This window comes from Paenibacillus diazotrophicus, from assembly GCF_042610465.1.
Genome location: NZ_JBGJZN010000008.1, coordinates 197,315 through 220,269, shown reverse-complemented (window position 1 = coordinate 220,269; position 22,955 = coordinate 197,315). Strand labels below are relative to the sequence as shown.

At 51.7% G+C, this 22,955-nt stretch carries 18 protein-coding genes and 1 riboswitch; of the genes, 4 read left to right on the top strand and 14 right to left on the bottom strand.

The genetic code is table 11. From position 1 onward, the window contains the following. Positions 1-33 precede the first annotated feature (33 nt). Positions 34-783 (top strand): YwaF family protein, encoded by a 750-nt coding sequence (locus tag ACAN54_RS25545; protein WP_379162184.1) that lies wholly within the window; start codon positions 34-36, stop codon positions 781-783. A gap of 84 nt (positions 784-867) precedes the next feature. Here the strand turns inward: ACAN54_RS25545 and ACAN54_RS25540 are convergent, their stop codons facing one another. The 5 genes from ACAN54_RS25540 to ACAN54_RS25520 all read right to left on the bottom strand — a co-directional run bounded on the left by ACAN54_RS25540 (position 868) and on the right by ACAN54_RS25520 (position 6,413). Continuing rightward, positions 868-1,299, bottom strand: a complete 432-nt coding sequence (locus ACAN54_RS25540; RefSeq protein ID WP_074087558.1) for a peptidylprolyl isomerase — start codon at positions 1,297-1,299, stop codon at positions 868-870. Between the two features lie 136 nt (positions 1,300-1,435). After that, the gene (lysA, locus tag ACAN54_RS25535) at positions 1,436-2,770 is read right to left on the bottom strand and encodes a diaminopimelate decarboxylase (RefSeq protein WP_379162180.1); all 1,335 of its coding nucleotides are present in this window, start codon (positions 2,768-2,770) and stop codon (positions 1,436-1,438) included. A 120-nt stretch (positions 2,771-2,890) separates the two neighbouring features. Further along, positions 2,891-4,522 (bottom strand): spore germination protein, encoded by a 1,632-nt coding sequence (locus tag ACAN54_RS25530; protein ID WP_379162549.1) that lies wholly within the window; start codon positions 4,520-4,522, stop codon positions 2,891-2,893. An 806-nt stretch (positions 4,523-5,328) separates the two neighbouring features. Beyond that, positions 5,329-5,754, bottom strand: coding sequence for a stage V sporulation protein AB (locus tag ACAN54_RS25525; RefSeq protein WP_379162177.1), 426 nt, complete (start codon positions 5,752-5,754; stop codon positions 5,329-5,331). Then, a complete protein-coding gene (locus ACAN54_RS25520; RefSeq protein WP_379162173.1) occupies positions 5,751-6,413 on the bottom strand; it encodes a stage V sporulation protein AA in 663 nt (220 codons plus the stop codon). The genes ACAN54_RS25525 and ACAN54_RS25520 overlap by 4 nt, the downstream gene beginning before the upstream one ends. A 101-nt stretch (positions 6,414-6,514) precedes the next feature. Between ACAN54_RS25520 and ACAN54_RS25515 the strand changes: the two genes are divergently transcribed. After that, complete coding sequence (locus ACAN54_RS25515) at positions 6,515-6,694, top strand: hypothetical protein (protein WP_379162170.1); 180 nt, start codon at positions 6,515-6,517, stop codon at positions 6,692-6,694. Positions 6,695-6,807: 113 nt separating this feature from the next. Here the strand turns inward: ACAN54_RS25515 and ACAN54_RS25510 are convergent, their stop codons facing one another. From ACAN54_RS25510 to ACAN54_RS25500, 3 genes are read right to left on the bottom strand one after another with little or no spacing between them, the layout of a single operon-like run. Then, a complete protein-coding gene (locus tag ACAN54_RS25510) occupies positions 6,808-8,541 on the bottom strand; it encodes a type 2 periplasmic-binding domain-containing protein (RefSeq protein ID WP_379162546.1) in 1,734 nt (577 codons plus the stop codon). Positions 8,542-8,575: 34 nt separating this feature from the next. Further along, positions 8,576-10,216 carry a response regulator gene (locus ACAN54_RS25505; protein WP_379162167.1) on the bottom strand — a complete coding sequence of 547 codons (1,641 nt, stop codon included), beginning with the start codon at positions 10,214-10,216 and terminating at the stop codon, positions 8,576-8,578. Continuing rightward, entirely contained in the window at positions 10,213-11,976 is a 1,764-nt protein-coding gene (locus ACAN54_RS25500) for a sensor histidine kinase (protein WP_379162543.1), read from the bottom strand. The genes ACAN54_RS25505 and ACAN54_RS25500 overlap by 4 nt, the downstream gene beginning before the upstream one ends. A gap of 184 nt (positions 11,977-12,160) precedes the next feature. Here ACAN54_RS25500 and ACAN54_RS25495 point away from each other — a divergent pair, with 184 nt between their 5' ends. Further along, positions 12,161-13,312: a hypothetical protein gene (locus tag ACAN54_RS25495; RefSeq protein WP_379162164.1), complete on the top strand. Its 1,152-nt coding sequence runs from the start codon at positions 12,161-12,163 to the stop codon at positions 13,310-13,312. A gap of 133 nt (positions 13,313-13,445) precedes the next feature. Here the strand turns inward: ACAN54_RS25495 and ACAN54_RS25490 are convergent, their stop codons facing one another. Beyond that, positions 13,446-14,432, bottom strand: a complete 987-nt coding sequence (locus ACAN54_RS25490) for a DMT family transporter (protein WP_379162161.1) — start codon at positions 14,430-14,432, stop codon at positions 13,446-13,448. Between the two features lie 128 nt (positions 14,433-14,560). Continuing rightward, positions 14,561-14,709: riboswitch (FMN riboswitch) on the bottom strand. Between the two features lie 209 nt (positions 14,710-14,918). Between ACAN54_RS25490 and ACAN54_RS25485 the strand changes: the two genes are divergently transcribed. Beyond that, positions 14,919-16,094 (top strand): PstS family phosphate ABC transporter substrate-binding protein, encoded by a 1,176-nt coding sequence (locus ACAN54_RS25485; protein ID WP_379162158.1) that lies wholly within the window; start codon positions 14,919-14,921, stop codon positions 16,092-16,094. Between the two features lie 112 nt (positions 16,095-16,206). Here the strand turns inward: ACAN54_RS25485 and ACAN54_RS25480 are convergent, their stop codons facing one another. The 5 genes from ACAN54_RS25480 to ACAN54_RS25460 form a co-directional block, all read right to left on the bottom strand. Continuing rightward, positions 16,207-17,712: a carboxylesterase/lipase family protein gene (locus ACAN54_RS25480; protein WP_379162155.1), complete on the bottom strand. Its 1,506-nt coding sequence runs from the start codon at positions 17,710-17,712 to the stop codon at positions 16,207-16,209. Positions 17,713-17,733: 21 nt separating this feature from the next. Next, positions 17,734-18,888, bottom strand: a complete 1,155-nt coding sequence (locus ACAN54_RS25475) for an AI-2E family transporter (protein ID WP_379162540.1) — start codon at positions 18,886-18,888, stop codon at positions 17,734-17,736. A 100-nt stretch (positions 18,889-18,988) separates the two neighbouring features. Continuing rightward, positions 18,989-19,834 carry a GNAT family N-acetyltransferase gene (locus ACAN54_RS25470; RefSeq protein WP_379162152.1) on the bottom strand — a complete coding sequence of 282 codons (846 nt, stop codon included), beginning with the start codon at positions 19,832-19,834 and terminating at the stop codon, positions 18,989-18,991. An 83-nt stretch (positions 19,835-19,917) separates the two neighbouring features. Beyond that, the gene (locus ACAN54_RS25465) at positions 19,918-21,792 is read right to left on the bottom strand and encodes a DUF2264 domain-containing protein (protein WP_379162149.1); all 1,875 of its coding nucleotides are present in this window, start codon (positions 21,790-21,792) and stop codon (positions 19,918-19,920) included. 25 nt (positions 21,793-21,817) lie between these two features. Continuing rightward, positions 21,818-22,954 carry a glycoside hydrolase family 88 protein gene (locus tag ACAN54_RS25460; protein WP_379162146.1) on the bottom strand — a complete coding sequence of 379 codons (1,137 nt, stop codon included), beginning with the start codon at positions 22,952-22,954 and terminating at the stop codon, positions 21,818-21,820. Position 22,955: the final 1 nt, after the last annotated feature.

Genomic DNA, 22,955 nt, shown 5'->3' with positions numbered 1-22,955 from the left:
TCAAATTATTCTCGACTTCCAAGGGGGAAACCCATGAACGATCACGCTTTTTGGAACCGTAAGCATGCCATCGATTTCATGATGTTCTCAGCATCACATTGGATAGCTGTATCTTTAGTCGCATGTTTCTGTGTGCTGCTCTTCGGCCTTCGCCAGACCATCCGTTCTAACCCGGGACTAAGGGCATTCATCCGCCTGCTGCTTGTAGCCGTGCTGCTATTCTCGGAAGGCGGTCTCCAACTATGGTACATCACTCAAGAGATATGGAAAAAGGACTCCTCCCTGCCACTGGAGCTGTGTGGAATCACATTACTCCTGTCCATCGTTATGCTGCTTACCCGCAGCCGTCTGCTCTATTCTTTTCTATATTTCGCCGGAACGGGGGGTGCATTCATTGCACTGCTGACACCTAATCTGGTGTATCCTTTTCCCCATTTCCGCTTCTTATTATTCTTTGTGGCGCACGGCGGAATCGTTCTGGCTTCGCTGTACATGACCTGGATCGAAGGTTACAAGCCAACCTGGAAATCACTCCTTTTCACCATGCTCTGCCTTAATATCGTCGCTGCCCTGGTCTATGCCGCAGATCGAGCCTTGGGCGCCAATTATATGTTCCTCGTTCACAAGCCGGGCACGTTTTCGGTATTGGACTACTTTGGAGCCTACCCGTACTATTTGCTTGTTGAAGAGGCCTTTGCCTTTGTTGTCTTTCTGCTGATGTATCTGATATTCTTCTGGCTGCCGCAGCGATTCAACTCACGTCATGACCGTATGGGACGCTAGAATAATAGATTCGTTAGACAGCAAAAAGGCAGACCCCCTGTTCGGGGGTCTGCCTTAGTTGGAATTGTACAAAATCAGGAAAAATTAAGCTTCGATAATTTCTACCGAAGTCATTTTGTCGCGTCCCTGGAAAGCATCTACCTTGTCCATACCTTCTACGACTTTACCGAATACGGTGTGTACGCCGTCCAGGTGAGGCTGTGGAGCATAGGCGATGTAGAACTGGCTACCGCCAGTGTTTTTGCCGGCATGTGCCATAGCGAGCGAACCGCGTTCATGCTTGTTCGGGTTGATCTCACAGTTGATGGTATAGCCTGGACCGCCGGAGCCTGTACCATTCGGGCAACCGCCCTGAGCAACGAATCCTGGAATGACACGGTGGAAGACCAGACCGTTGTAGAAGCCGTCTTTAGCCAGTTTTTCAAAGTTGGCCACTGTGTTGGGTGCATCGTTCTCAAACAGATCGATCAGCACGACACCGCCATTTTCAAGTGTAATTTTCGCTTGCTTTGCCATATGTAAATACCCCTTTCGAAATCACAGATGTTGAACACGCTTATTAGTTTACTATGAAATCACGCACAAAGCAAAGCAGACGGAAAAGGATTTCCGCCTGCTGCATGCTACTTCGCTGCGGTGTCCGCAGATATTCTTACTTCGTCACCGTCTGCTTCGCAATACGAGCCGGGATCACATCGTTGGCAATAATGTCCTGATGGGACTCCCGCCGCACCACAAGATCGCTCTGACCGTTCTGCACGAATACGACCGCTGGACGGCGAATCCGGTTATAGTTGCTGGCCATGGAGTAGTTGTATGCACCTGTGCAGGCTACAGCGAGCAAATCCCCGCTCTCCACCTTCGGCAGCTCCACATCCCAGATCAGCATATCTCCGCTTTCGCAGCATTTGCCGGCAATGGAGACTGTCTCTTCATTCGGTTCTGCAGCACGGTTAGCCAGCAGCGCCTCATATTTGGATTCATACAATGCCGGACGCGGATTATCAGTCATACCGCCGTCAACGGCAACATATTTGCGCACGCCTGGAATCTCTTTGTTCGTGCCCACAGTATAAAGTGTAGTTCCGGCATCGCCCACAATGCTGCGTCCTGGCTCTACCCAGATCTGCGGCAGCGATTCGCCGATTCCGGAAAAATACGTCTTCACCGCACCTGTGATGGCAGCCACATATTCAGACACCTTCAGCGGTGTATCGCCTTCAACATAACGGATTCCGAAGCCGCCGCCAAGATTGACAACCGGGAATGATACGCCGAGATCTTCTTTAACTTTGCGGGTGAAGTCGGCAATCCGCTCAACCGCAAGCTCAAAGCCTTCCGTTTCAAAAATCTGAGAACCGATATGGGAATGAACGCCCAGCAGCTGGAGATTCTCTTGTTGTGAAGCCCGGCTTACCGCTTCCAGTGCAGAGCCATTGCCAATGTCAAAACCAAACTTTGAATCTGTCTGGCCCGTCGAAGCATAGGCGTGATGGGCATGCGCCTCCACACCTGGAGTCACCCGCAGCAGAATATTAACGGTGACTTCCTTGCGCAGAGCAATCGCCTGAAGCAAGCTGAGTTCTACCAGATTGTCGACTACGAAGCAGCCGATTCCGGCATCAATAGCCATTTCGATCTCATCCGGTGTTTTGTTGTTGCCATGGAAATGAATGCGCTCTGCCGGGAACCCGGCCTGAAGCGCGGTATACAGCTCCCCGTCCGACACAACATCCAGAGACAATCCTTCTTCGTCAGCCAAGCGGCACATAGCCATAACCGAAAAGGCTTTGCTGGCATAAGCAACCTGAAATCCGAGCCCGGATGCAGTAAAAGCCTCCATGTATTCGCGGCACCGGCGCCGGACCAATTGCTCGTCCATTATATATAGCGGGGTACCATACTCCGCCTTCAATTCCGTCACATCACATCCGCCAATCTCCAGATGATTGGCATCATTAATTCGGCTCGTACCGTGTAAAAACATTTGCGCAGTCCTCCAATTTCTGTGGAAAGTCATGTTCCACCCTATCTATTTAGTGTATTCAGTATAGCAGACAGAGGGAACGCCATTGAATGGACTAATTTGCAGTTGATTTGTATTTTCCTACGACTTGTCTTTTTTCTTCTGGACCGAAGCCATTCGGGTATTATCTCTGGTTTTGTTGAAGGATGGCCTTGTTTTGGAGCTGAGAACAGGCTGGCGCAGAAGAATAGCACCCATCGCCTTTGCATTAAACGGTATAAACGGCCACATATATGAAGAATTGTAGGAACGGTTCATAGTCAGCAGAACGATCAGGAGGGTAGAGCCGATCATAAAGCCCGGCACCTGGAACGCCGCGACGGCTAACAGCAGCACAAGCCTGACGATCCGGTTGGCCAGCCCCAGCTCATAACTGGGCGTAGCAAACATACCAATGGATGCGACAGCCATATACAGCACAACCTCATTAACGAATAGCCCCGTTTGAACCGCAATGTCTCCCACCAGGATAGCTGCGATCAGACCCATGGCCGAACCGAGTGGAGTCGGGGTATGCACAGCTGCCATCCGCAGCAGATCAACACCGAGCTCAACAATGAGGAACTGGGCCAGCAGCGGGATTTTGGCAGTTTTCTGCGGCCCGATGAATTCGAGCATTGCAGGTTTCAGCTCAGGGTGAAGGACAAGCAGCATCCAGAGCGGCAATAGGAACAGTGAGGCAAAGATCCCAATGAAGCGAACCCAGCGCAGGTATGTCCCCATAAATGGTGTCTGCCGGTTCTCCTCAGCATGCTGGCATAGATCAAAAAACGTGGTCGGCAAAACCATCACGCTCGGTGAAGTGTCAACAAAAACCACCACCCGGCCTTCCAGCAGATGGGAGGCAACCACATCCGGACGCTCGGAATAACGAACCATCGGATACGGATTCCATCCCGCGTCGACGATAGCCTCTTCCAGCTGTTTGTCAGCAAGCGGGATGCCGTCCATATTCACACTTTTAATTTTATCGGTAACTGCCTTCACCTGGGTCTTGTCAACGATATCGTCAATATAAGCAACACAGACATCCGTTCGTGTGCGTCGGCCCACCTGGTGCATCTCATACTTCAGACCCGGATCCCGGATCCGTCTTCTGACCAGAGCGACGTTGCTCAGCAGCGTCTCTGTGAATCCGTCCCTCGCTCCGCGCACCACCCGTTCAATAGATGGCTCATCGGGACTGCGCGAGGGATAAGAACGGGTATCCATGATGATAACTTCGGTCTCGCCCTCCAGAAAAATAACGCTCATTCCCGAAAGGACCTTGTTGATGCTCTCGCTTAATAATTCCCCCTTCTCCACCTGCACGTGAGGAATGTACTCTGTCATAAAGCTGGCCAGGACATCCGTGGAAATATTCTCTGGAACAAGATACGTCAAGCGCTTAAGGATTTCATCGATGATCACATCCTTAGCGAAACCGCTGATGCACAGCATTGCCGCCTTACGGCCGCCGAAGGTCATCTCCCGGAACACCACATCAAAAGATGAACCCAATCCCATTACTTCGGTAAGGGTGTTTTTGGTATCCTCCAGCTTATGCGGGATTTTATCATCCCCCTGCCAATATATGACGGACTGCTCGAGGGAATCGGATAACTCAGCATCCCGTTTCTCCTGCCGGGGATCATTGCTTTTCTTGTCCTCTGGCTTGCCCTTATTATTCTTGCCTGCACTTTTTACAGTTTTGTCGGATGGGCTTGCCTGCACCTTCCCGGACGGCTGTTTCTCAGACGGTTTGTCACCAGCAGCCTCAGCCGGCTCGGTGTCTGAATCATCGTCCTCTGTCTCCTCTGTCTCCTCTTCATCTCCGAACAACCGGGCAAAAAAGCCCTTTTTACTGTTCTCCGGCTCCTGTGAGCCTAACTCCTCCGCTGCCTCAATGTCCTGTTCACTGTCCTTGAGTGAGCCCTTAGCAGCAGCGTCATTTGCCGTTCCCTCTTGATCCGGTATGTCTGCCCCATCCGAAGGCTCAAGATCATCAGCTGAGTCAGATGAATTGTTAGCGGACGAATCATCTGTACCAAGCTCGCTAGAGGCTTCGGTGTCCTGGTTCCCCGTCTCTTCCCCTTCCTTAGAAGCAACATCAGCAGAGTCTTCATTGTTTGCTTCCGCTCCGGAATCATTCTTTTCATGGACATCCAGGTCGGAACCTGCGGTTTCGGTGGTATCAGCATTATCAACAGTTTCGCCAATTCCAGCGTCTTCGCCAGTTCCCGATTCCAGTTGGGATTCATCCGCTGTCCCTGCATCCAGAGGCATGCAGTCTTCAGGAGCAGCAATATCTCCGTCTTCCTTGTCATTAGTAGCGGTTAATTCCGGTTTATCAGATGCCAAGTCTGCATCTTCCGCATCCGCTTGCGGGGAGTCTCCAGCCGTTGTGCCAAGCTCTGCGGACGCTTCGGTATCCGTCTCCGCTGCGTCCACGCGGTCCTTCTCATCCTCCTGTCCCTTGTCCTGTGGTTCTTTCATGTAATATCCGCTGTGAACATACTTAACCACACTATAACCTCCTTTTACTGTCGGTACACAAACCAATCGAACAAAGAACCTGCAACCTTGCCGCAGACCATAGCCATGAGCAGTCCGAAGAGCAGATGAGTCATGTGCAGACGTTTGGCCAGTATTGGCAGCACATTTAGTACCTCAGTCAGGGCCGCAGCCAGCATCCCGACAAATATTCCGTCAAACAGGCCAACCGCAAGCTCTACCAATGGACCGGCGGCAATCCGCCAGTTCCAGAAATCAGACATGGTACCCAGCAGCGCCCCTCCAACCATCGCCCCTTCATACCAATGCACTTTATCGTAGGAGGAGGTGAGTTGGGCTAACCTCGGCACCATATCCAGCACAATGAAAAGAGCGATCACCCCGCCGCCCACAGCAATACCTCCGGCAATGCCTAGCAGCAGATTCAGCGCCAGCGTCAGCTGTGCGGTCATGTTCCTTCCCCCGAATGCCCGGAGGTTTCATCTCCACGGCGTTGTAATTTGCTGTACTCTTCGTTAACTACATAATGGTCGATATTTTTCTGATAGAGGAACATCTCCACTTCGAGCGGAGTCGGCTCCTCATTCCATTTTTTCTTAAAAAGATGATTGAAAAAAATCACCATGCCAAACCCGATGCCCAGCGAATAGGCAATCTGAAACACATACGGATGTTCATCCCGGCGGCCTGTCAGCATCTCGACAATTCTGACCTGAACCTCCAGCATGCTGACATCGGCATGGAAATTCATAATCGTCAGCGCCGAGCCGAAGAACAGCAGTAGCCAGACCAGGACAAACAAAGCAATGGACGGTTTGCGCGATTCGGCAGGCCCTTTAATCTGCACCAGTGTCCGGCCCTCGCCAATCGGTTGAATATCCGCACCTGGCAAAAGGTTATGGATCTTCGGAATCACCGTCAGCAGGTCAACCAGAATCAGATTCCCGTCACTTTGCACAGGATCCAGCAGCAACAGCGAATATAGCGGTTCTCTCCACTCCGGATCGGTTATCAGGTAGGCCACATCCCGCAGCAGAACTGCCTTGCCTTTAGGAACCGTCACCCGGTTTTTGAGCTGTATATAAATCGCTGGAGCCGGATGGGCAGTCATGCGCGGACACCTCCTGAAGGATCTGATGTGATGCGGCTTCGAGCAAGATTAAGGGTAGTATGGGAGAAAAGGTTTATTTTTACTCTTGTGTGTACATAATTTTGATTTCCAAAAGCGCACAAAAGAATATTATCAGCAACACCAAATCCGTTAGCGGAGGCAAAGGCATCGGCGTCTTCTATTGGGAGCCTGAATGTTACGGCACCTGGTACAACTATACGAAAGGCGCATTTGATTCCTACGGCAAACCTACAGTGGCACTGGATGCATTTCTAAACTAGGTTCCTCTAAAATCCAAGAAGTAAAAACGGCTGCGCGGTCTTTCACAAGACCGCACAGCCGTTATATTTTTTATTGGGAAGGGAGCGGGAAACGTAACGTCCCTTGCCTAGCTTCAACGTACGGTACCCTCGTCATCTTCTTCAGAATTGACACTGGCATACCATTCATTAACTTCTCGGGTAATCTGTGCACCGCCGCCCGCTTTCCAGGAGGCCACAAATTCATCAAAAGCGGCAAGCGGCTGTTCTCCGTATATAATCGCACTAAATGTCTCATTCTCCAGGCTGTTCAGATAGTCGAGTCTGGATTTCATGGTCTCAGTTGCGGGTCCGGTGAACATGTCCTTATAAGATTTGTCCTTCTGCAGTAAAAGCAATCTGGCTGCAGCCGGGGTGCTTTTGCCATAGTTGACCGAGATATCCTTCTCCAGCCGGGTAGATGGACTCTTGCCATCGGCAAGATTGAGCATCGCCTGGAGCTGGGCGTAAGGGACACGGGCTCCGTCGCGTACCAGCAGATAACGGATGCTGTTCACATAGCCTCCAGAAATCTTGTCACTGGGCAGCATCTTGCCGCTGGCGCTTAGCTCATAGTCATAGCCTGCGAACAACCCGTATTCAAGCCCGCTTCCCGGCTGCGGGGCCGCAAAGTTGTCGAACAGATAATTTTCATAAGTAAAAAAAGCTTCCGGGTGCTTCATGGTTTTGCTGATCAGTGTAACACCATTGGAGAAATGGGTCCCATGGCGCATGACCGTTCCATCCGGTCCTGCGGGAATAACCCCTGGCGTCCAAACCGCATCTGGCGCATTCTGCAGCGTATCCTGCAAAGGCCAGCCGCTCATCCAGTAAGGGCCTGGAATAATCCCTGCGGTGCCTGCAACAGCAGGCTCCGCAGTCTTGTTCTCATCCCAGAGCGCAGCCTCCTGAGGAATATAGCCCTTGCTGTGCCACTCCTTCAACTTCGCCAGCCCCTGCGCGATCGCCGGGTTCACCGAACCGTACTCCAGCTTGCCGCCTGGGCCGATATTCCATTGCTGCGGTAGAGCGCCATAAGCACCGAAGATCCAGGAGGGGTCGCCCATCCATGTGTTCATCGTAGACTTGAAACCGATGCTCAGCGGAGTAACCTGATCCGGAGCTAAGCCATCCGGATTGTGGTTTTTGAACGCCTCCATTACCTTCTCAAGCTCATCCATGGTTGTGGGTACCTGCAGGTGCAGCTTATCCAGCCAATCCTGGCGGTACCACATAATATAGTCATGATTATAGGCGTAATCAAGAACAGGCAGACCCATTTTCCGGTCTCCGCGGCTGTAGGGATTCCACACAGCCGGGTCCTGGGCCATCGCTTCCTTCCACGTATCGGAGGCATAGGTATCGAAGAGTTCTCCCACCTCGGCATACAGCCCGGAATCAATCAGATCTTGGGCAATCGCGGTATCTGCCGTACCTATAGTCACAATATCGGGCATTTCTTGGCCCGAAGACAAAGCAAGCCGAAGCTTGGTCCCGAACGCCCCATTGGTGTCAGTGATGGACCAGAGGGTCTGGATATTAATGCCGAACATCTCCTTGGCCCAGCGGGTAGCTACATTGTGCTCAATGGATTCACCGTTCTTGAATTTCAGCTCCGGGTCTACACCCCAGGCGGTTGTGATCGTCACTTCAGGGTCATATTTGTCCTTGTAGGCATTCTCATTCACAGCTGCCGCAGGGGAGATGGGAACTGAATTAGGGTTCTGCGGGATATCTCCGGTATCCTTGTCCTTACAGCCTGCGAGACTGACTGCCAGCATGACACTGACAAACCCTAGAAGCAACCTGGTTTTTCTGCCAGCCTTCATCCTTATCCCCTCTCCTTGATCCAGCTGATCCACTTTATCCTTCACGGAATTCATTGGGTGTCATCCCGTAATGTTTTTTGAACATTTTACTGAAATACTGCGGGTTCTGATAACCCAGCTCCGTCGTAATCTCATAGACCTTCTTGTTCGTATGCTTGAGCAGATACAGGGCACGCTCCATCCGCATGCGGATGATATAATCCCCAAGGGCTTCTCCAGTCTCGGCTTTATAGATTTTGGATAAATATACCGGATGGAGATAGACTTGGTCAGCTATCGTCTTAACGGACAATTCATGACCCGATGGACTTCCTACCAGCGAATGCACCTGTTTGATGATATAGCTTTTCGCGTATTGATCGCTCTCCGACAGTTCTGCCTGCAATCTGTCCAGCAGTTCAAACGCCCATCCCCGAAGCCTGCTGCCGGATGAGCTCAGATCCTGGGCCAGAAGCGGATCAAAGACAAGCTGGTTCATCTGAAGCATGCTCTGGCCGCTCTTGTGGGCAATGTACATATATGCGTTGGTAATGGACAGGAATAACTCATACAAATGTTCCCTGGTAAAAGGCGTCTGCTCCATGTCGCGGAACACTTCCTCAAGCTTGCCGCGGACAGCTTCCCATTGCTTCGATTCCAGTAAATGAATCAAGGTGGGCGGACGGTATAAGCTGTCCAGCGACTTGTAAGCCATCGGCTCCGCCGCATGCTGTTCCTCAAGAAACACAACTGTACCGGACTCAGCAGGCGTTGATAACACCATGGATCCGAGTCCGCTACGGTACGAGGCCGTCATACCGTCCGGAAAAACAAACCACTCCGTAACGGTCAGTGAGATTTCTCCCTTCAGATAACTGCTGACTGCTCCCTGAAAACGCCTAATCGCCTCTTCTAACCATTCACGACGTTTGGATTCATAAGGGTCTGTCCATAAAAATTCCCGCTGGGCTTCTTTATTAGGCTGCACCAGCAGCACCAGGCAATCATGGGGGGCTTTGCAGAACCATACACCGAAATGGCTGTGAAAGATCTCTTCGGCAATGTTCCCGATAGCATATTCCATCAGAGAGATGGAATCCGGGTCCATTGTCAAATAGTGCCTTCCAAGCTGAACAAGCAGCAGCGCAGACTCCGCACCTGGCTCAATGCCGAGTTCATAGGCCCTCAGCTTCTGGACAAGTGCCTGTTCAGACATCTGCTTCCCTAGCAGCAGATCGTGCATCAACTTGCCGCGGAGTACACTGAAATCCCCTTTACGGGTATACAGCAGCTGATGGTATTTATCATGAGCCTCCCATTCATCCCTCAAGGATTCTATGGCACTGGAGACACTCTGTATGAACTCCTCATCGCTTACCGGTTTAAGGATATAGTCAATGGCTTGAAGCTGAATCGCTTTCTTGGCATAGCCAAAGTCGGAAAACCCGGTTAGAAGAAGGCAGCGCAGATTCGTCCATCTGGCGGTCGCCGCCTCAATCAGCTGCAGCCCGTCCATCCCCGGCATGGAAATATCCGTAACCATAATATCAATCGATTGCCGCTCCAGAATCTCCAGCGCTTCCATTGCCGAAGCAGCCTGGTGCACCTCCTGCACTCCAAGCACATTCCAAGGGATGGTCCGGGCCAGACTTTCGGTTACATAGGATTCATCATCCACCAGCAACAGTTCAATCATTCTTGTCCCTCCCTATACGCATTCTCAGGCTGATCTGCGGGCAGAAGCCAGTAGAGTGTAGCCTGCAGCCCCCCCAGCGGTGAAGGTGCAAAGGCGATACCGGCCTCATCGCCAAAGCGCAGATGCATCCGCTGATGGATATTCCAGAGCCCGCAGCCCATTTCGTCGTCCATTGCCCGGTTCAGCCTTTGCTCCAGCATGGCGATCTGTTCCGGGGTCATACCCTCCCCGTCATCTTCAACCTTCAACGTCATCCTTCTGCCGTGGGAAGCACCGGTAATCCGTATCTGGCCTGCCCGTGCCACGGGCTCTATGCCATGCAGCACCGCATTCTCCACCAAGGGCTGAAGGATAAGCGGTGGAATGACCATTCTTCGCATTTGCGGCGGAATACTGATGGTATAGTTCAGCCGGCTCATTCTCATATTCTGAATCTCCAGATAATGCGTCACGAATTCCACCTCTTCGGGCAGCGGGACCATCTCCCGCTCCTGCCGGGTGGTGTACCTGTAATAACGGGACAAATGGTGGGACATGCCAACCACCGCTTTCATATTGTCCAGCTTCGCCATACTTGTAATGAAGGAGAAACAATTGTAGAAAAAATGCGGATTGATCTGTGACTGCAACTGCTTCAGCCGGGCTTCGCGGACATGAATCTTTTCCATCAGCACCTTTTCAATCAATTCCTGCATTTGCTCCACCATGCTGTTGAACCGGATCGAGAGGAAACTGAATTCGTTCCTGCCCCTGATCCCCACCCGTACCGAATAATCCCCCTGCTTCAGCCGCTGAAATCCGCCTACCAGCTGTCTGACAGGCACCTGCACCTGCACATACAATAAATAAGCCGTAAGACAGCTCATTAGCAGCAAGGCGCTGACTGAGAAATAAAACAGCCGGTTGGAGGTATGTATGGGCTGCAGAATCTCTGACAGCGGCATATAATCGATCAGGGTCCAGCCCATTTTTGGAGAATAGGCGATATTGACACTGTAGGACTTCTGCCCAATCTTTAGTGTCCGGTTCCCGCTTCCAGTCAGCTCTGTCTGTTTCAGCTGTTTCACCAGCTGCTCTGCAACAACCCGGTCAGCACTGCGGTTAAAAATCAGTCCTGTACCTTGTTTATAATAGAATGGGTCTCTTCTGCCATCGCTCTTGAATTGATCCAGCATATCCTCGATATTCCGGCTGTTGAACTCTACCTTCATAATCGTCGCTGCGCTGCTTGGAGAGAACTGCGGCATAGATGGTGTATAGGAAAACCAGGAAAACAGAAAACGTTCTTCGCCCTGATCCTTGATTTTCTTCACCTGCCACCCGGATTTGACCTCTTCCCTAAGCTCTTCATCACGATACGGCAGCGCATCATTCTCTGTTACCATCCGGTGAACAGCCGGAGAATAAAGCGACAGCCTACTGTTCCAATTGGAGGAGCTTTCCTGAATGCTGATTTTGGTCTGTATGCGCTTTACCAGCTGGATTGCCTTAAGATTCAAGTTATCTTGTTCCGGAGCCATATCCTTCAGCGTCAAAATATCAGGATCATGAATGAGCAGGATCGGCCAAGAAGAGAGTAGCTCCATCTGGGTCTCCACCTGGTTCTGAAAAAAGCGGAGCTGGGTATTATTCGAGGTGTTCAGCTCACTGCGCAGCACATCGGTAGTCGTTTTGTTGGAGAAGAAATACAGAAGGGTGATCGGGATGAGCATAATGACCATGATCCCTACGATTTTGCTAAACAAATTATATTTGTACATCCGTTTCACACCCCGTGCCAGAGTCAGTAGCTCTTATTGTACAAAGTTTCTTCAAGGACGCAAAGGTAATCACTGGAATACGCATGTAATCACAGCCTTTGCGAAACTTTCCCCCAGTTCATGCCGTCTATATTAACAGATATTAACAAAAGGGGATGAAGCCGCAATGAAAAGAACTCTACAAATGACTATCCGCCTAGGAACTACTGCTGCTATGCTTCTGGCTCTATCACTACCGCTTACAGCTCACGCTGCCGACAAGATCCAAGTCTATGAGACTTATCAGGATGAAGCGAAGGGAATCGAGCTGTACTCTGTCAGCCAGTTAAATGGTGATCATTTCGATTCTGCAGTTATTGTCAGACAGGCGGATGGGAGCTATGCCAAATGGCAGGAGCCTTTCCATTCTTTTATTCAGGATGGCAGCGGGCAACTCAGGCTGTCCGGTTATGATGATCCGGAGCAAAGCTATGTCTACGATGTGAAAAAAGAAACCATTATCCGCAAAACCCCCTACACGGTTTCTCCTGACGGCAAATGGGGATATCTTGAACGCTCCCGTTATCTCTTCGTCCCGGGGGTTAAGCCTTATAGCGGTCACGTTGCCAAGATTCGTGACTATTATCTCAAAAATATGCAAACAGGAGCCGTCACGATCTACAATTCCACCGAAAGAAGGTTTGACGCCTTCTGGCTGAATGGACATACCCTGCTGGAGAACGGATATCTTGAAGCTGTGAAGCAGAATGTGATCAGGACCTATGATCCAGGCACGGGTGAACGCAAAGAACTGCTGAAAGGCACATTGTACAACTGGAACCTTGCAAAAGACATTCTGCTCTACGTCAAGAATGAGCCTCAGCGTCTGCCATGGGTCTATGACTTAAAGACAGGTACCTCAAGACTGCTGAACGGCAATAATGAAATGAAGACTTTATTCCCGTACACCTCTCCTCCGCCGGTATCGAAGCTTCCGCAAGAAATGACTGTGAATGAGCTGCCTGTAGTCCAGGTGCCGGTTGTACAGGAGAATGAGTACTTCGTTAATGTGAATGGTACAAGTGTCGGGGTCTCCGCAGCATTTGCCAAACAGGGGGTAACCTGGCTACCCGTTAAGCCACTGGCTACTGCTCTCGGCTGGGATCTCCGGCTGCAGCCGCAAAAGTCATCCTATAAGGCAGCGGATTACCGGTATGAGCTAACTAGCAGCAGTGCCAGTCTGGCGCTTACACCCTCGAACAGCTTCATCACCGGGGGCAGATTGTATTTGACCCGCGAACAGTTGAAGCAGTTAGGTTATAGCTCTATTGTGCTGACTCCTAATATGGACTACTGATTGCTAATCGCCAGCAAGCTGTCTAATCATCTCAGCAGATCTGCAATCTCTGTTGGTTCCATAAAAGAGATGCCTCCCGGCCAAATGGCCAGAAGGCATCTCTTTGTTCATCAGTGCCCTGGGGTCACTCCCCTCAGGCGGTGCGTTTTGCTGTGGACAGCTCAAGGCTTGCCGGTACTGCCTGCCGGCTCTGCTGGTTCGAGATGAAGAACAATGCCGTCCAGATCAGCGCAAAACCGACAATCTGCGGTAATGTAACAAGCTGGTGATAGACAATCCAGTTAATCAGGATACCGGTCATTGGAAAGCTAAGCTCGGCAAGTGTAGCAAAGGAGGCTTTGGTGGTGTTCAGGCCTTTGTAATAGAGCAGCATACTAAGCAGTCCTGGCAGAAGCGCCTGCAGCAGCAGATTAACCGCAATCGCCGTAGATGTCCCCAGCCCGCCATGAATCTGCCAAGGAGCTCCCTCCATACTTGTAATGACGAACAGCAAAGGTAACGCCAGGATGAAGCGTAAGGATGTGACCGTTTCGTATTTCATCGAGCCCAGCAGATATCGTCCCATAACCGTTGAACCGCCCCATAAGGCGGCCGCTCCCAGCGCCATTAGACTGCTGACACCAATGAAGCTGTTCACATGGCCAAACGGAATCGTCCAGCCGAAGGTCAGCAGATAGGTGCCGACCAGTGCGACGAGGATCAGTGGCCCAAAGTTTCTCGGCAGGCGTTCCTTGAGAATAACAGCAGCCAGACCGATGGCGAACAGCGGCTGCAGCTTTTGCAGCAGGAGGACCGCATTAAGATCGCCTGTAGACAAGGCCTTGGTGAAGAGTATCGTAGCCACGGCTGACCCGCCCCAGGATACAATAAGCAGCGCTGCGGCCTGACGCAGCCGGACCGACTTAAGCTCAGCACGGTGGCGCCACAGCACAGGTGAGGCCGCTAAAAAGAGCACGACATGCTCCAGCAGCACAATCTGTGAAGAGGTCAATGATTTGAGCAGAATAATGCGGAACAGCGGATCGACGCCCCAAAGTGCAGCGCCCATAACAACCAGCCAGAATCCGCTCCGCAGTGGTGCTGTGCGGACTCCCGAAGATGAAGCAGTAGCTTGACTCATCATACATTCTCCTTGTCGATACAAACCCTCGATAAGAGACCAAAACCCCCAACAACGTCTGAAAAGACGTCATTCGGGGGTTGTTTAGGGCAAAGACACAAGTAGAAATAAACCTGTCTTCTTTGTCTTATGATCCTCTCCCATCCGGACTTTACCGTCGGCTCTGGATTGTCACCAGATCAGTTCTTTCCTCCATTACAGAGTAGAGAAGTCGCGGGCTTAGTTCGCTTTGAACAACACCGCCGGTCAGGAATTTCACCTTACCCCGAGAATCTTGTATTCCGTTATATTTTTCACAATCTCAGGATAACGCCGTTTGCCCGTTTCGTCCAGCCCTTTATGAAAATATTCACATTTTTTTCATTAGCACAGCATTCCTGAAGCCCCACCACACTCTCATAATTTGGAAGAAATGAATAGCTGAATCATATATAATATAAATGTGTTTATTTTATCCATATTTTTTCTGGGGAAAGAGAGGCCGCTGTGAAAAGACCTTTTGCTCTAAATCTGCTCTACTCTGTACTGGCCCTGAGTGTCATAGCATTTGCCGGATTCATCGGCTATTTCTTTGCTGCTTTAATCCTTGGGCTGGCCTTTTACGCACCGCTTGTAGTAGTGGTTGGCTGCGGCCTGGCTGTTTATTCGGTGATGTCTATTTTCGGGTTGCTGTCCAGCCGGGCCCGGAACCTGTCTCTTGCGGTCTTCGCCGGATTGTGCCTGCTGTCCACTGCCGGTTATGAGCTGAACAAAGCTTATGTGAACAGCTTGGCTGTGGTCGATGACCATGAGGTGATCCTCAATCAGTACGAACCTTTCGAGGTCAATACTAAGGCTGCCGCCCTGGATAAGCCCGCAACCTACCACATCACGACCCAACTTCCGCGTCTGGATGGGGCAACGGCTCTATTTCCGCTATATTCCGCTTTTGTACAGGCGGTGTATCCGGAAGATCATTACGACCCTTACGAAATTAATGATGATAATATCCTCCTGTGCTCCTCCACTGCCTTTGCTTATAAACGGCTGATTGCCGGCGACAGCGACATTATTTTTGCTGCAGCCCCTTCACTCGCCCAGCAGAAAGAGGCCAAACGGGCGGGCAAAGAGCTGAAGCTTACGCCGATCGGACGCGAAGCGTTTGTCTTTTTTGTCAACAAGCGGAATCCGGTGTCCTCTCTAACTACAGAACAGATTAAGGACATTTATGCCGGCCAACTCAAGAACTGGAAAGAGGTTGGCGGCAAAAATAACCGGATTCGTGCCTTTCAGCGGGATGAGGGTAGCGGAAGCCAGACGATGCTTGAGAAGATCATGGATGACCGCCCCCTGATGACTCCGCCGCAGGAAGATGTAATGGATCTGATGAGCGGGATCATCAGCCAAACCTCAGACTACCGCAACTTCAAAAATGCGCTTGGCTTCAGCTTTCTGTTCTATACGACCAAGATGAACAAAAACGATCAGATCAAACTCCTTGCCATTGATGGTGTCCAGCCTGATCAAGAAAGCATCCGCAATGGAATGTATCCGATGACCTCAGAATTCTATGCCGTAACTGCCGGCAGTGTGAATCCTAATGTTAAACCGTTTCTGGACTGGATACAGTCGGCAGAGGGACAGGAACTGGTGGAGAAGACAGGGTATACCTCATTGAAGTAACTGGAGAGTTATCATGGCATGAAAAAAGAGCGGGGCCGCCAGCAAATGGACGCCCTGCTCTTTATTTTTCACAGCCGTAAATAACCAGGAACTTAGTATTTGTAACTCTTACTCATTGTGTTCCTGCAGAATAGACCTTCGGCCAATTAGCCTGTGCGGAAAATAACCGCTGGCGTTTCTCGGCATCCGGGTCTAGTACCACCCGTGTCTCCCCGTCAAAAATAACAGTCGCGCGTGAGTCCGCACTATATTCCGGCCATTCCAGGCCGGGAATCGACGGATTCCCCCGGTGCGCGAATGCCGTCCAGGTCTTCTGCATGAGTTCGGACAGCTTCTCCATAGCTGGAGTAACCGTTAAGCCATATTGCTTCAACAGATGCAGGTTACCGAAGACATACAGAATTTCAGCTCCATGAACAGCCTTCTCCAGCAGCGGGTGACCCTGAACTGTCCAGTCAAAACGGTACATCCATACCGGTGCTGCCGCTGACTGGCTCTCCGCAAAGGCAATCGAGCTGCCCCAGAAAAAGAGGTCTGTCAGGAACTCCGCCTGCCCTTCCCAGGACTTCGGATAATCGCCGGCAAGCTCCGCCAGATCGTCAATACCCATCAGCATTTCCAAGGCTTTCAGGGACTGCTCGAAGCTCTCACCGGGACGTTCCTCCCGGAAGAACAGATTCCCCTCATGTAGATTGGTGCCGATCAGCAGTGGAATTCCTTGTGCCGCCCCGGCTGCTATAGCTTCAGTAGGATCTGCAGGTACCGTGGAAGGCTCGATGACCGGCTGGAAAAACATGCTGAGCGTTTCACCGGACAGCTTGTAGGTCATGCGCGCAGCCGCTCCCAGAATCTGCTCCGCCGGAAGGGTATCCAGCACTGACAGGTCGCTGCCTGGCGCAAGTCCCAGTTCAGCGAGCAGCGCTGCTGCAATCTCTTGACCCTGCTGCGGCTGGAGGGTCTGCGCGGCTCCGCTCTCCATAATAACCCCCGCGAACAGGCCTTTCGCCGCAGGCATTGCCAGTAATGCAGCGATGCTCATGCTGCCCGCCGATTCCCCGAAAATAGTAACGCGCTGCGGATCACCGCCGAAAGCGTTAATATTGCCTTGCACCCATTCCAGGGCTGCAACCTGGTCCAGCAGACCCGCATTTGAAGCTAATCCATTGCCAAATGGGGACATATGTACAAATCCGAACGGTCCTAGACGGTAATTCACAGTGACCAGGACGACCTTGCCATTGCGGGCCATCCGGGCACCGTCGAACATCGGCTGACTGCCGGATCCGGTTACAAAGGTTCCTCCATGAATCCAGACCATCACCGGCAAGCTCTCCCCTTCTTCAGCAGGAGACCAGACATTCAGATATAGACAGTCTTCCGAATATTCAGGAGTCAATCCACCGAATCGTGTGCCGCTGGTACTTACAGGCTGATGGCTAACTGGACTGAAGGAAAGGGCCTGCCGCACATTATCCCATGGCTGTGGCGGCTGCGGGGCACGGAAGCGCAGCTTCCCGACGGGAGGCGCAGCAAAAGGAATCCCGCGCCATACCTTCACGCCCTCCTCCTCGGCTCCCTGAAGTTTTCCGTATAATGTAGTAACCAGTGATGCTGTCATATATTGATCTACCTCTTCCCGTTATTCCTTGTTTTCTTCAATCTGTTTATAGAGTCCGGAGCGGAAACGGAACCACTGGAAGACATGGGTAGCGACCACTTTCAGTACGGCATATCCCGGTACGGCCAGAATGATTCCGAGCACTCCGAACATTTTACCGGCAAATATAATCACAAAAATAATCGTAATCGGATGAATCTTCAGCGACTTACCCATGATCTGCGGGGAGATGAACTTGCCTTCAATCAGCTGAACAGCCGTCCATACGATCAACATTTTCAGCAGCATGAACGGAGAGGTCACGAGCGCCACGATCAGGGCCGGAGTAATAGCAATTGCCGGACCAAGATAAGGTACAACTGCTGTACAGGCAGCGGCAATCGCCAGAACCAGCGAATATTTAAGCCCGATAATCAAATATCCGATGTAAAGCAGGGCGCCGATGCAGCAGCTGACAATAATCTGCCCCCGGATATAGGAAGCCACCTGGCTATTCATCTCTGACATGACCATGCGTGTCTGCGGCTGCAGTGCTGTTGGAATAAATCTCATCAAATAATCCGGCAGCCTTTTACCGTCGCGCAGCAGATAAAACAAAATAAAGGGGGTGGTTACCAGTGCAAGCACAATCTCCGTCAGCGCTCCTACAAAGTTGCCAACACCATTCACCGCATTGTTCAGGAAAGAAGTACCCCAAGTTGTTACTTTGCTTGTAATGTCATTGACATCCGTCCCCACATTCTCCTGAATCTGTCCAAACAGCTTACTGCCGGTCAGGTCGATGAATTCCTGTTGGATCTGATCACTGTATTTAGGGAAATTATCAATGAGCTCAACCAGCTGGCTGCGGATCATCGGGATTACCGTAAGCAGAATCAGCGTTATAATTCCGGCAATGAGCAGATACAGAATAACGATACCATAGGGGCGTCTGATCTTGCTCCGCCGCTCCATCCGGTCCACCAGCGGATTCAGCAGATAGTAAGCAATTCCTGATAACAACAGCGGTGCCGCCACTGTATGCAGCAAGACTGAAATCGGCTTGAAAATAAACGGGATTTTGGCGAATATCAATATATTTACCCCGATCAGCAGCAAGATCAGCAGAGTTACTACAAAACGGTTATTCAGAAAAAACTTCTTGAACTTTTCTGGCCATACCTGAATCCTCTCCATCACTCCCGTGCGCCCCCCTTAAAACCATTGGTTAGATGTATGTGTGATTTTTTACACTTTGTAATAGCATAGTCAACACGTGGGCAGCAAGTCAAATTTCCTATCCGTCAAACTTGAGGTCAGCAATTTGGCCGGCATGCAGGAACCCGATCGACTGGTAGACTTTATTGGAGTCGGGATTTTTGCCGTCCGCATAAAGAACCGGGGTTAAACCTGCCGTCAAGAGTTGATCACAAAGGGCTGCAACCAGTGCGCTTGCATACCCTTGTTTTCGGTGACCTGCAGGAGTGTACACATCATTAATCCGTCCATGTCTTGCCGAGCGGTGCGTGATTTTGGCCATCGATACGGGAGCCTGATCTACCATCCACAGGTACAAGTCACCTGAAGCGGCATCTTCAGCAGCTATCGTCAAAAAGTCCTCCGCGTTCAGCATCTCGCCAAAGGCATCCTTCATGAATCCGGTCAAAAATTCAGCAATGACTGGAATATGTACAGCCTTAGCCTTCTCCAGGTGTCCATTGACCTGAGCGGGCTTCAGCACCTCCGGGCATTCATAAGCCTCAAGCATCATATTTGTATGATACAGCTTGCCCTTTCTGCCGCAATAAGCCTCCGCAAAGGCCTTCGCCGTCTCCGGATGCGCAGATATTCCAGGAAACTCATAAGCCTGCACCCGTTCTGCCAGCTGCTGCACAAGACGCTCCTGCTCCTCTATCTCAAGCGCTTCGGACACCCATAGCCAGGGGTTATGTGCTGGGGATTGTGTGAATATCAGCTTGCGGTCTGCCGTGGTCAGTCGGATTGCTTCAGGATATTCGGTAATCCGGTGGATTAGATTATACCGTACCTCCTCCTGTTTGAACGCTTCACTCTGCAGCACTTCGTCTCCGATCTCAAAGCTCTCAAACATTAACCTTCCCCCTTGATTTTCCTTTTCATTCATTTCATCATAGACCTCCCCTCCGCAAAAATAAACAGCCCGCCGCCATTTTATTCTGGCAGCAGGCCGTTTCGTATTTGTAATGGTTAATCCAGTGGGATCACGAGACTCCGGCCGGAATGGGAGATCATTCTGATCTCGGATTCAGCCAGATGTACACCGAGAAGCTGCAGAGGGTCCGTGGAAATTGCTGCCGCTCCTCCCGGCTCCCCATAATAAGCTGATATGAGCCAGTGGGTGCCCGGAGTAAGACCCGCCAGCAGCGTGGGGAGGGCAGTCCGCGGCCGTAGAACATTCGTATTCGTATGCGGCCGGATCATCACAGCTCCGCTGTAGCCCCTAAGCCCCATTACTCCGCTTGTGCCCTGGCTGCTCACAGCAGTCGCCGCTTTTCTGTCCGCGGAGATGAACTCTTGGAATGCCGGTTCCAGGGCTACCGCAAAACCGCCCTCGGCTGCGTCCAATGCCCGCCCCGTCTGCACCCGGTGAATGCGGATATGCCACGGAAGACCGGCAACTACCCAGGTTTGCACTTCGACATTGGCCCAAGGCTTCCAGCGGGAATAGAGGATATTGTCTTCAATCCGTGTCTCAATATTTTGCCGGCGCACCCGGTACAGATTATCTCCTGCTTCACTAAGCGCCAGCATGGAATCGAACGCACCCTGGGCAATTCCCCATTCCGAGCGGGGCACGCTGAATCCAAAAGCGGTAGAGTATACAAATTTCTCATATTTGGCGGAAGTGTGTGTATGCTCATTGGTCGAGAGATGACCGCTGTTGAAGGCCGCCACATGGTCTGTCTCAGGCCGGCGGCAAATAACCAAATGCGCAGGCTGCTGAACAGACAGTGCCTTCAGCTCAGGAAGCGGCAGCTCCTCAGCCAGCCAGAAGGGGTGGTTGTCCGCCAGCGCAAGCGGCATGAAAAACTTTAAGGACCAGTAAGGCGAGCCCGGTGAATTATAATTCTCGGCCATCACCAGGTTAGGGTAGGCATATCCGATGGTCAGCACGCCTTCTTCATTGAGAATATCCTGCTTCAGCCACCAGCGCATGTTGCGCAGAATGATTCCCTTGATTACCCCGTAGGACAGCACCTCTACTTCTGCAAAAGCCAGCGCACCCCAGAAAGCGGATTGCGCGAAGCGGTACGCCAGACTTCTTCCATAAGGAAGAGCTGAACCGTCTTCAGCAAACCAATGGATGAATTCAGCAGCAAACTTCCCGGCCCGTTCTTTGAACACACGGGAACGCTCGGGATCTTCATCACTCATCAGCTTGGCGTACAAAAGGCCGTAGAAGTGGATAGCAAATGGAATATAGTAATCACTATGTCCGCCGATACCATCGCTGTACCAGCCATCCGAGAGATAGAAGTCATCAATCCGGAGCAGATTATTCTCGAGCTGCTGCTCATCATAAGGCAGTCCTGCTGTGCGGAAGCCGAGGTTCACCAGCACGTTGAAGAAGAGCCAATTGCAATCGTAGCAGGGATGGGAGTTCATCTGATTCAGCCAGGCGTACAGATTAGCACGTTCCTGGCTATTCAGCGGTACCCAGATCCGCTCCGGGATCAGCGACAGTGCGTAGCCGAATGCCGCCATTTCTACTAGACGCTGGTCGTAATCAGCGACCTCACCCCAATATTCCTTATGCTCCGGGTCAGTGCCGTTCCTGATGCCGTCCAGGATCATTGCCCACATGTCATCATCCCCGCCTCCGGCGAGAAAAGGCACGAATCCCCACAGCACGCGGGAAAAGCCCTCCATTTCGGCTATATCCGGACCGTAATGGACTCCGGTTACGCCCAGCCTCACTCGTGCACGCCCTTCGCTGTAGTGCGGCTTCAGCGGATAGGCAAGCTGCAGGAAGACTTCCTGCAGGTCCGCTTTGGTGATCAGCGGATTCGCTTTTATCTGCTCCAGCGGATTGGTTTTTGTCCGCTCCAGTTGGCTGCTCATCATTACCACTCCCTAACTGTTTCTTTTATTCCCAGTAGAAGGGTCCTTTGCCCGTCAACCGTGCCAGCCCTTCGACATAGAAGAAGTCGCCGTATATCAAAGGTACGTCAATATTCGTGCCAGCAGGATAGTTGCTGGTGCCATGGAGAATTAGGCCCTCTTCCGCATCATTGTCCCAGGTGCCGTAATTGCGGTATAACGATTCCAATATCCGGACCGCAGGCTCCCGGTATACAGGGGCATCGGCTTCGCCAACCTTATCTGCGAGAAGGAGCAGACCGCTTGCGGCACAGGCTCCAGCGGATGAATCCCGGAAGTTCCGTGCTTCGCCGGGAGCGCGGAAATCCCAATGCGGGACATCATCCTCCGGCAGACGCGCCAGGAAGAAATGAGCCACCTTCTGGGCGGTGTGAAGGTACTCTGTTTTGCCGGTGTGATGGTAAGCAAGCGTAAGTCCGTATATTGCCCAGGCCATTCCCCTGGACCATGCAGATTCCGGCGCATAACCCTGGCCGCCGATGCCTTCGATGAACTCCCCGCTCTCCGGATCGAAACGGACTATGTGATAGACGGAACCATCCGGACGGATGAAATACTTCACCACCGTATCCATATGCGCTTCAGCGATATGCCGGTAGCGCGGGTCTCCGGTGGCCTCCGATGCCCAGAAGAGCAGTGGCATATTCATAGCGCAGTCGATAATCGCATACCCCCTGTTGTCTTCCCCTTCGTACCAGGGATTCCAGGCACGGATATAGCTGCCCTTCAGATTGAAGCGGGCCGCAAGGAAATTGGCCGCCTTCAGTGCTCTGATCCTGGACACTTCATTGCCGAGGAGCTTGTATGAAGCTACGCTGGTCAAAGTCCACATGAAGCCTAGATCATGGTCCAGTCGGACATACTCATTCAGCACTTGGTCCAGCTGATCTTCGCATTGCTCGGCCAGCGCCCGCAAAGGCTCCTCCTTGCTGTCGTTATACAAAAGCCACAGCTGGCCCGGCCAGAAGCCTGCCGTCCACCAGTATGGCTGCTCCAGCACATATTGTCCGCCTTGACTCGCATGCGGGAAGCCGGCGCCGATCCGTAAGCTGTTCTTCCGTGTTTTCTCCAGCGCCTTATGCCATGCTTCTCCTGCCCACTCCAGCTTTGTTTCCTCTGTCATC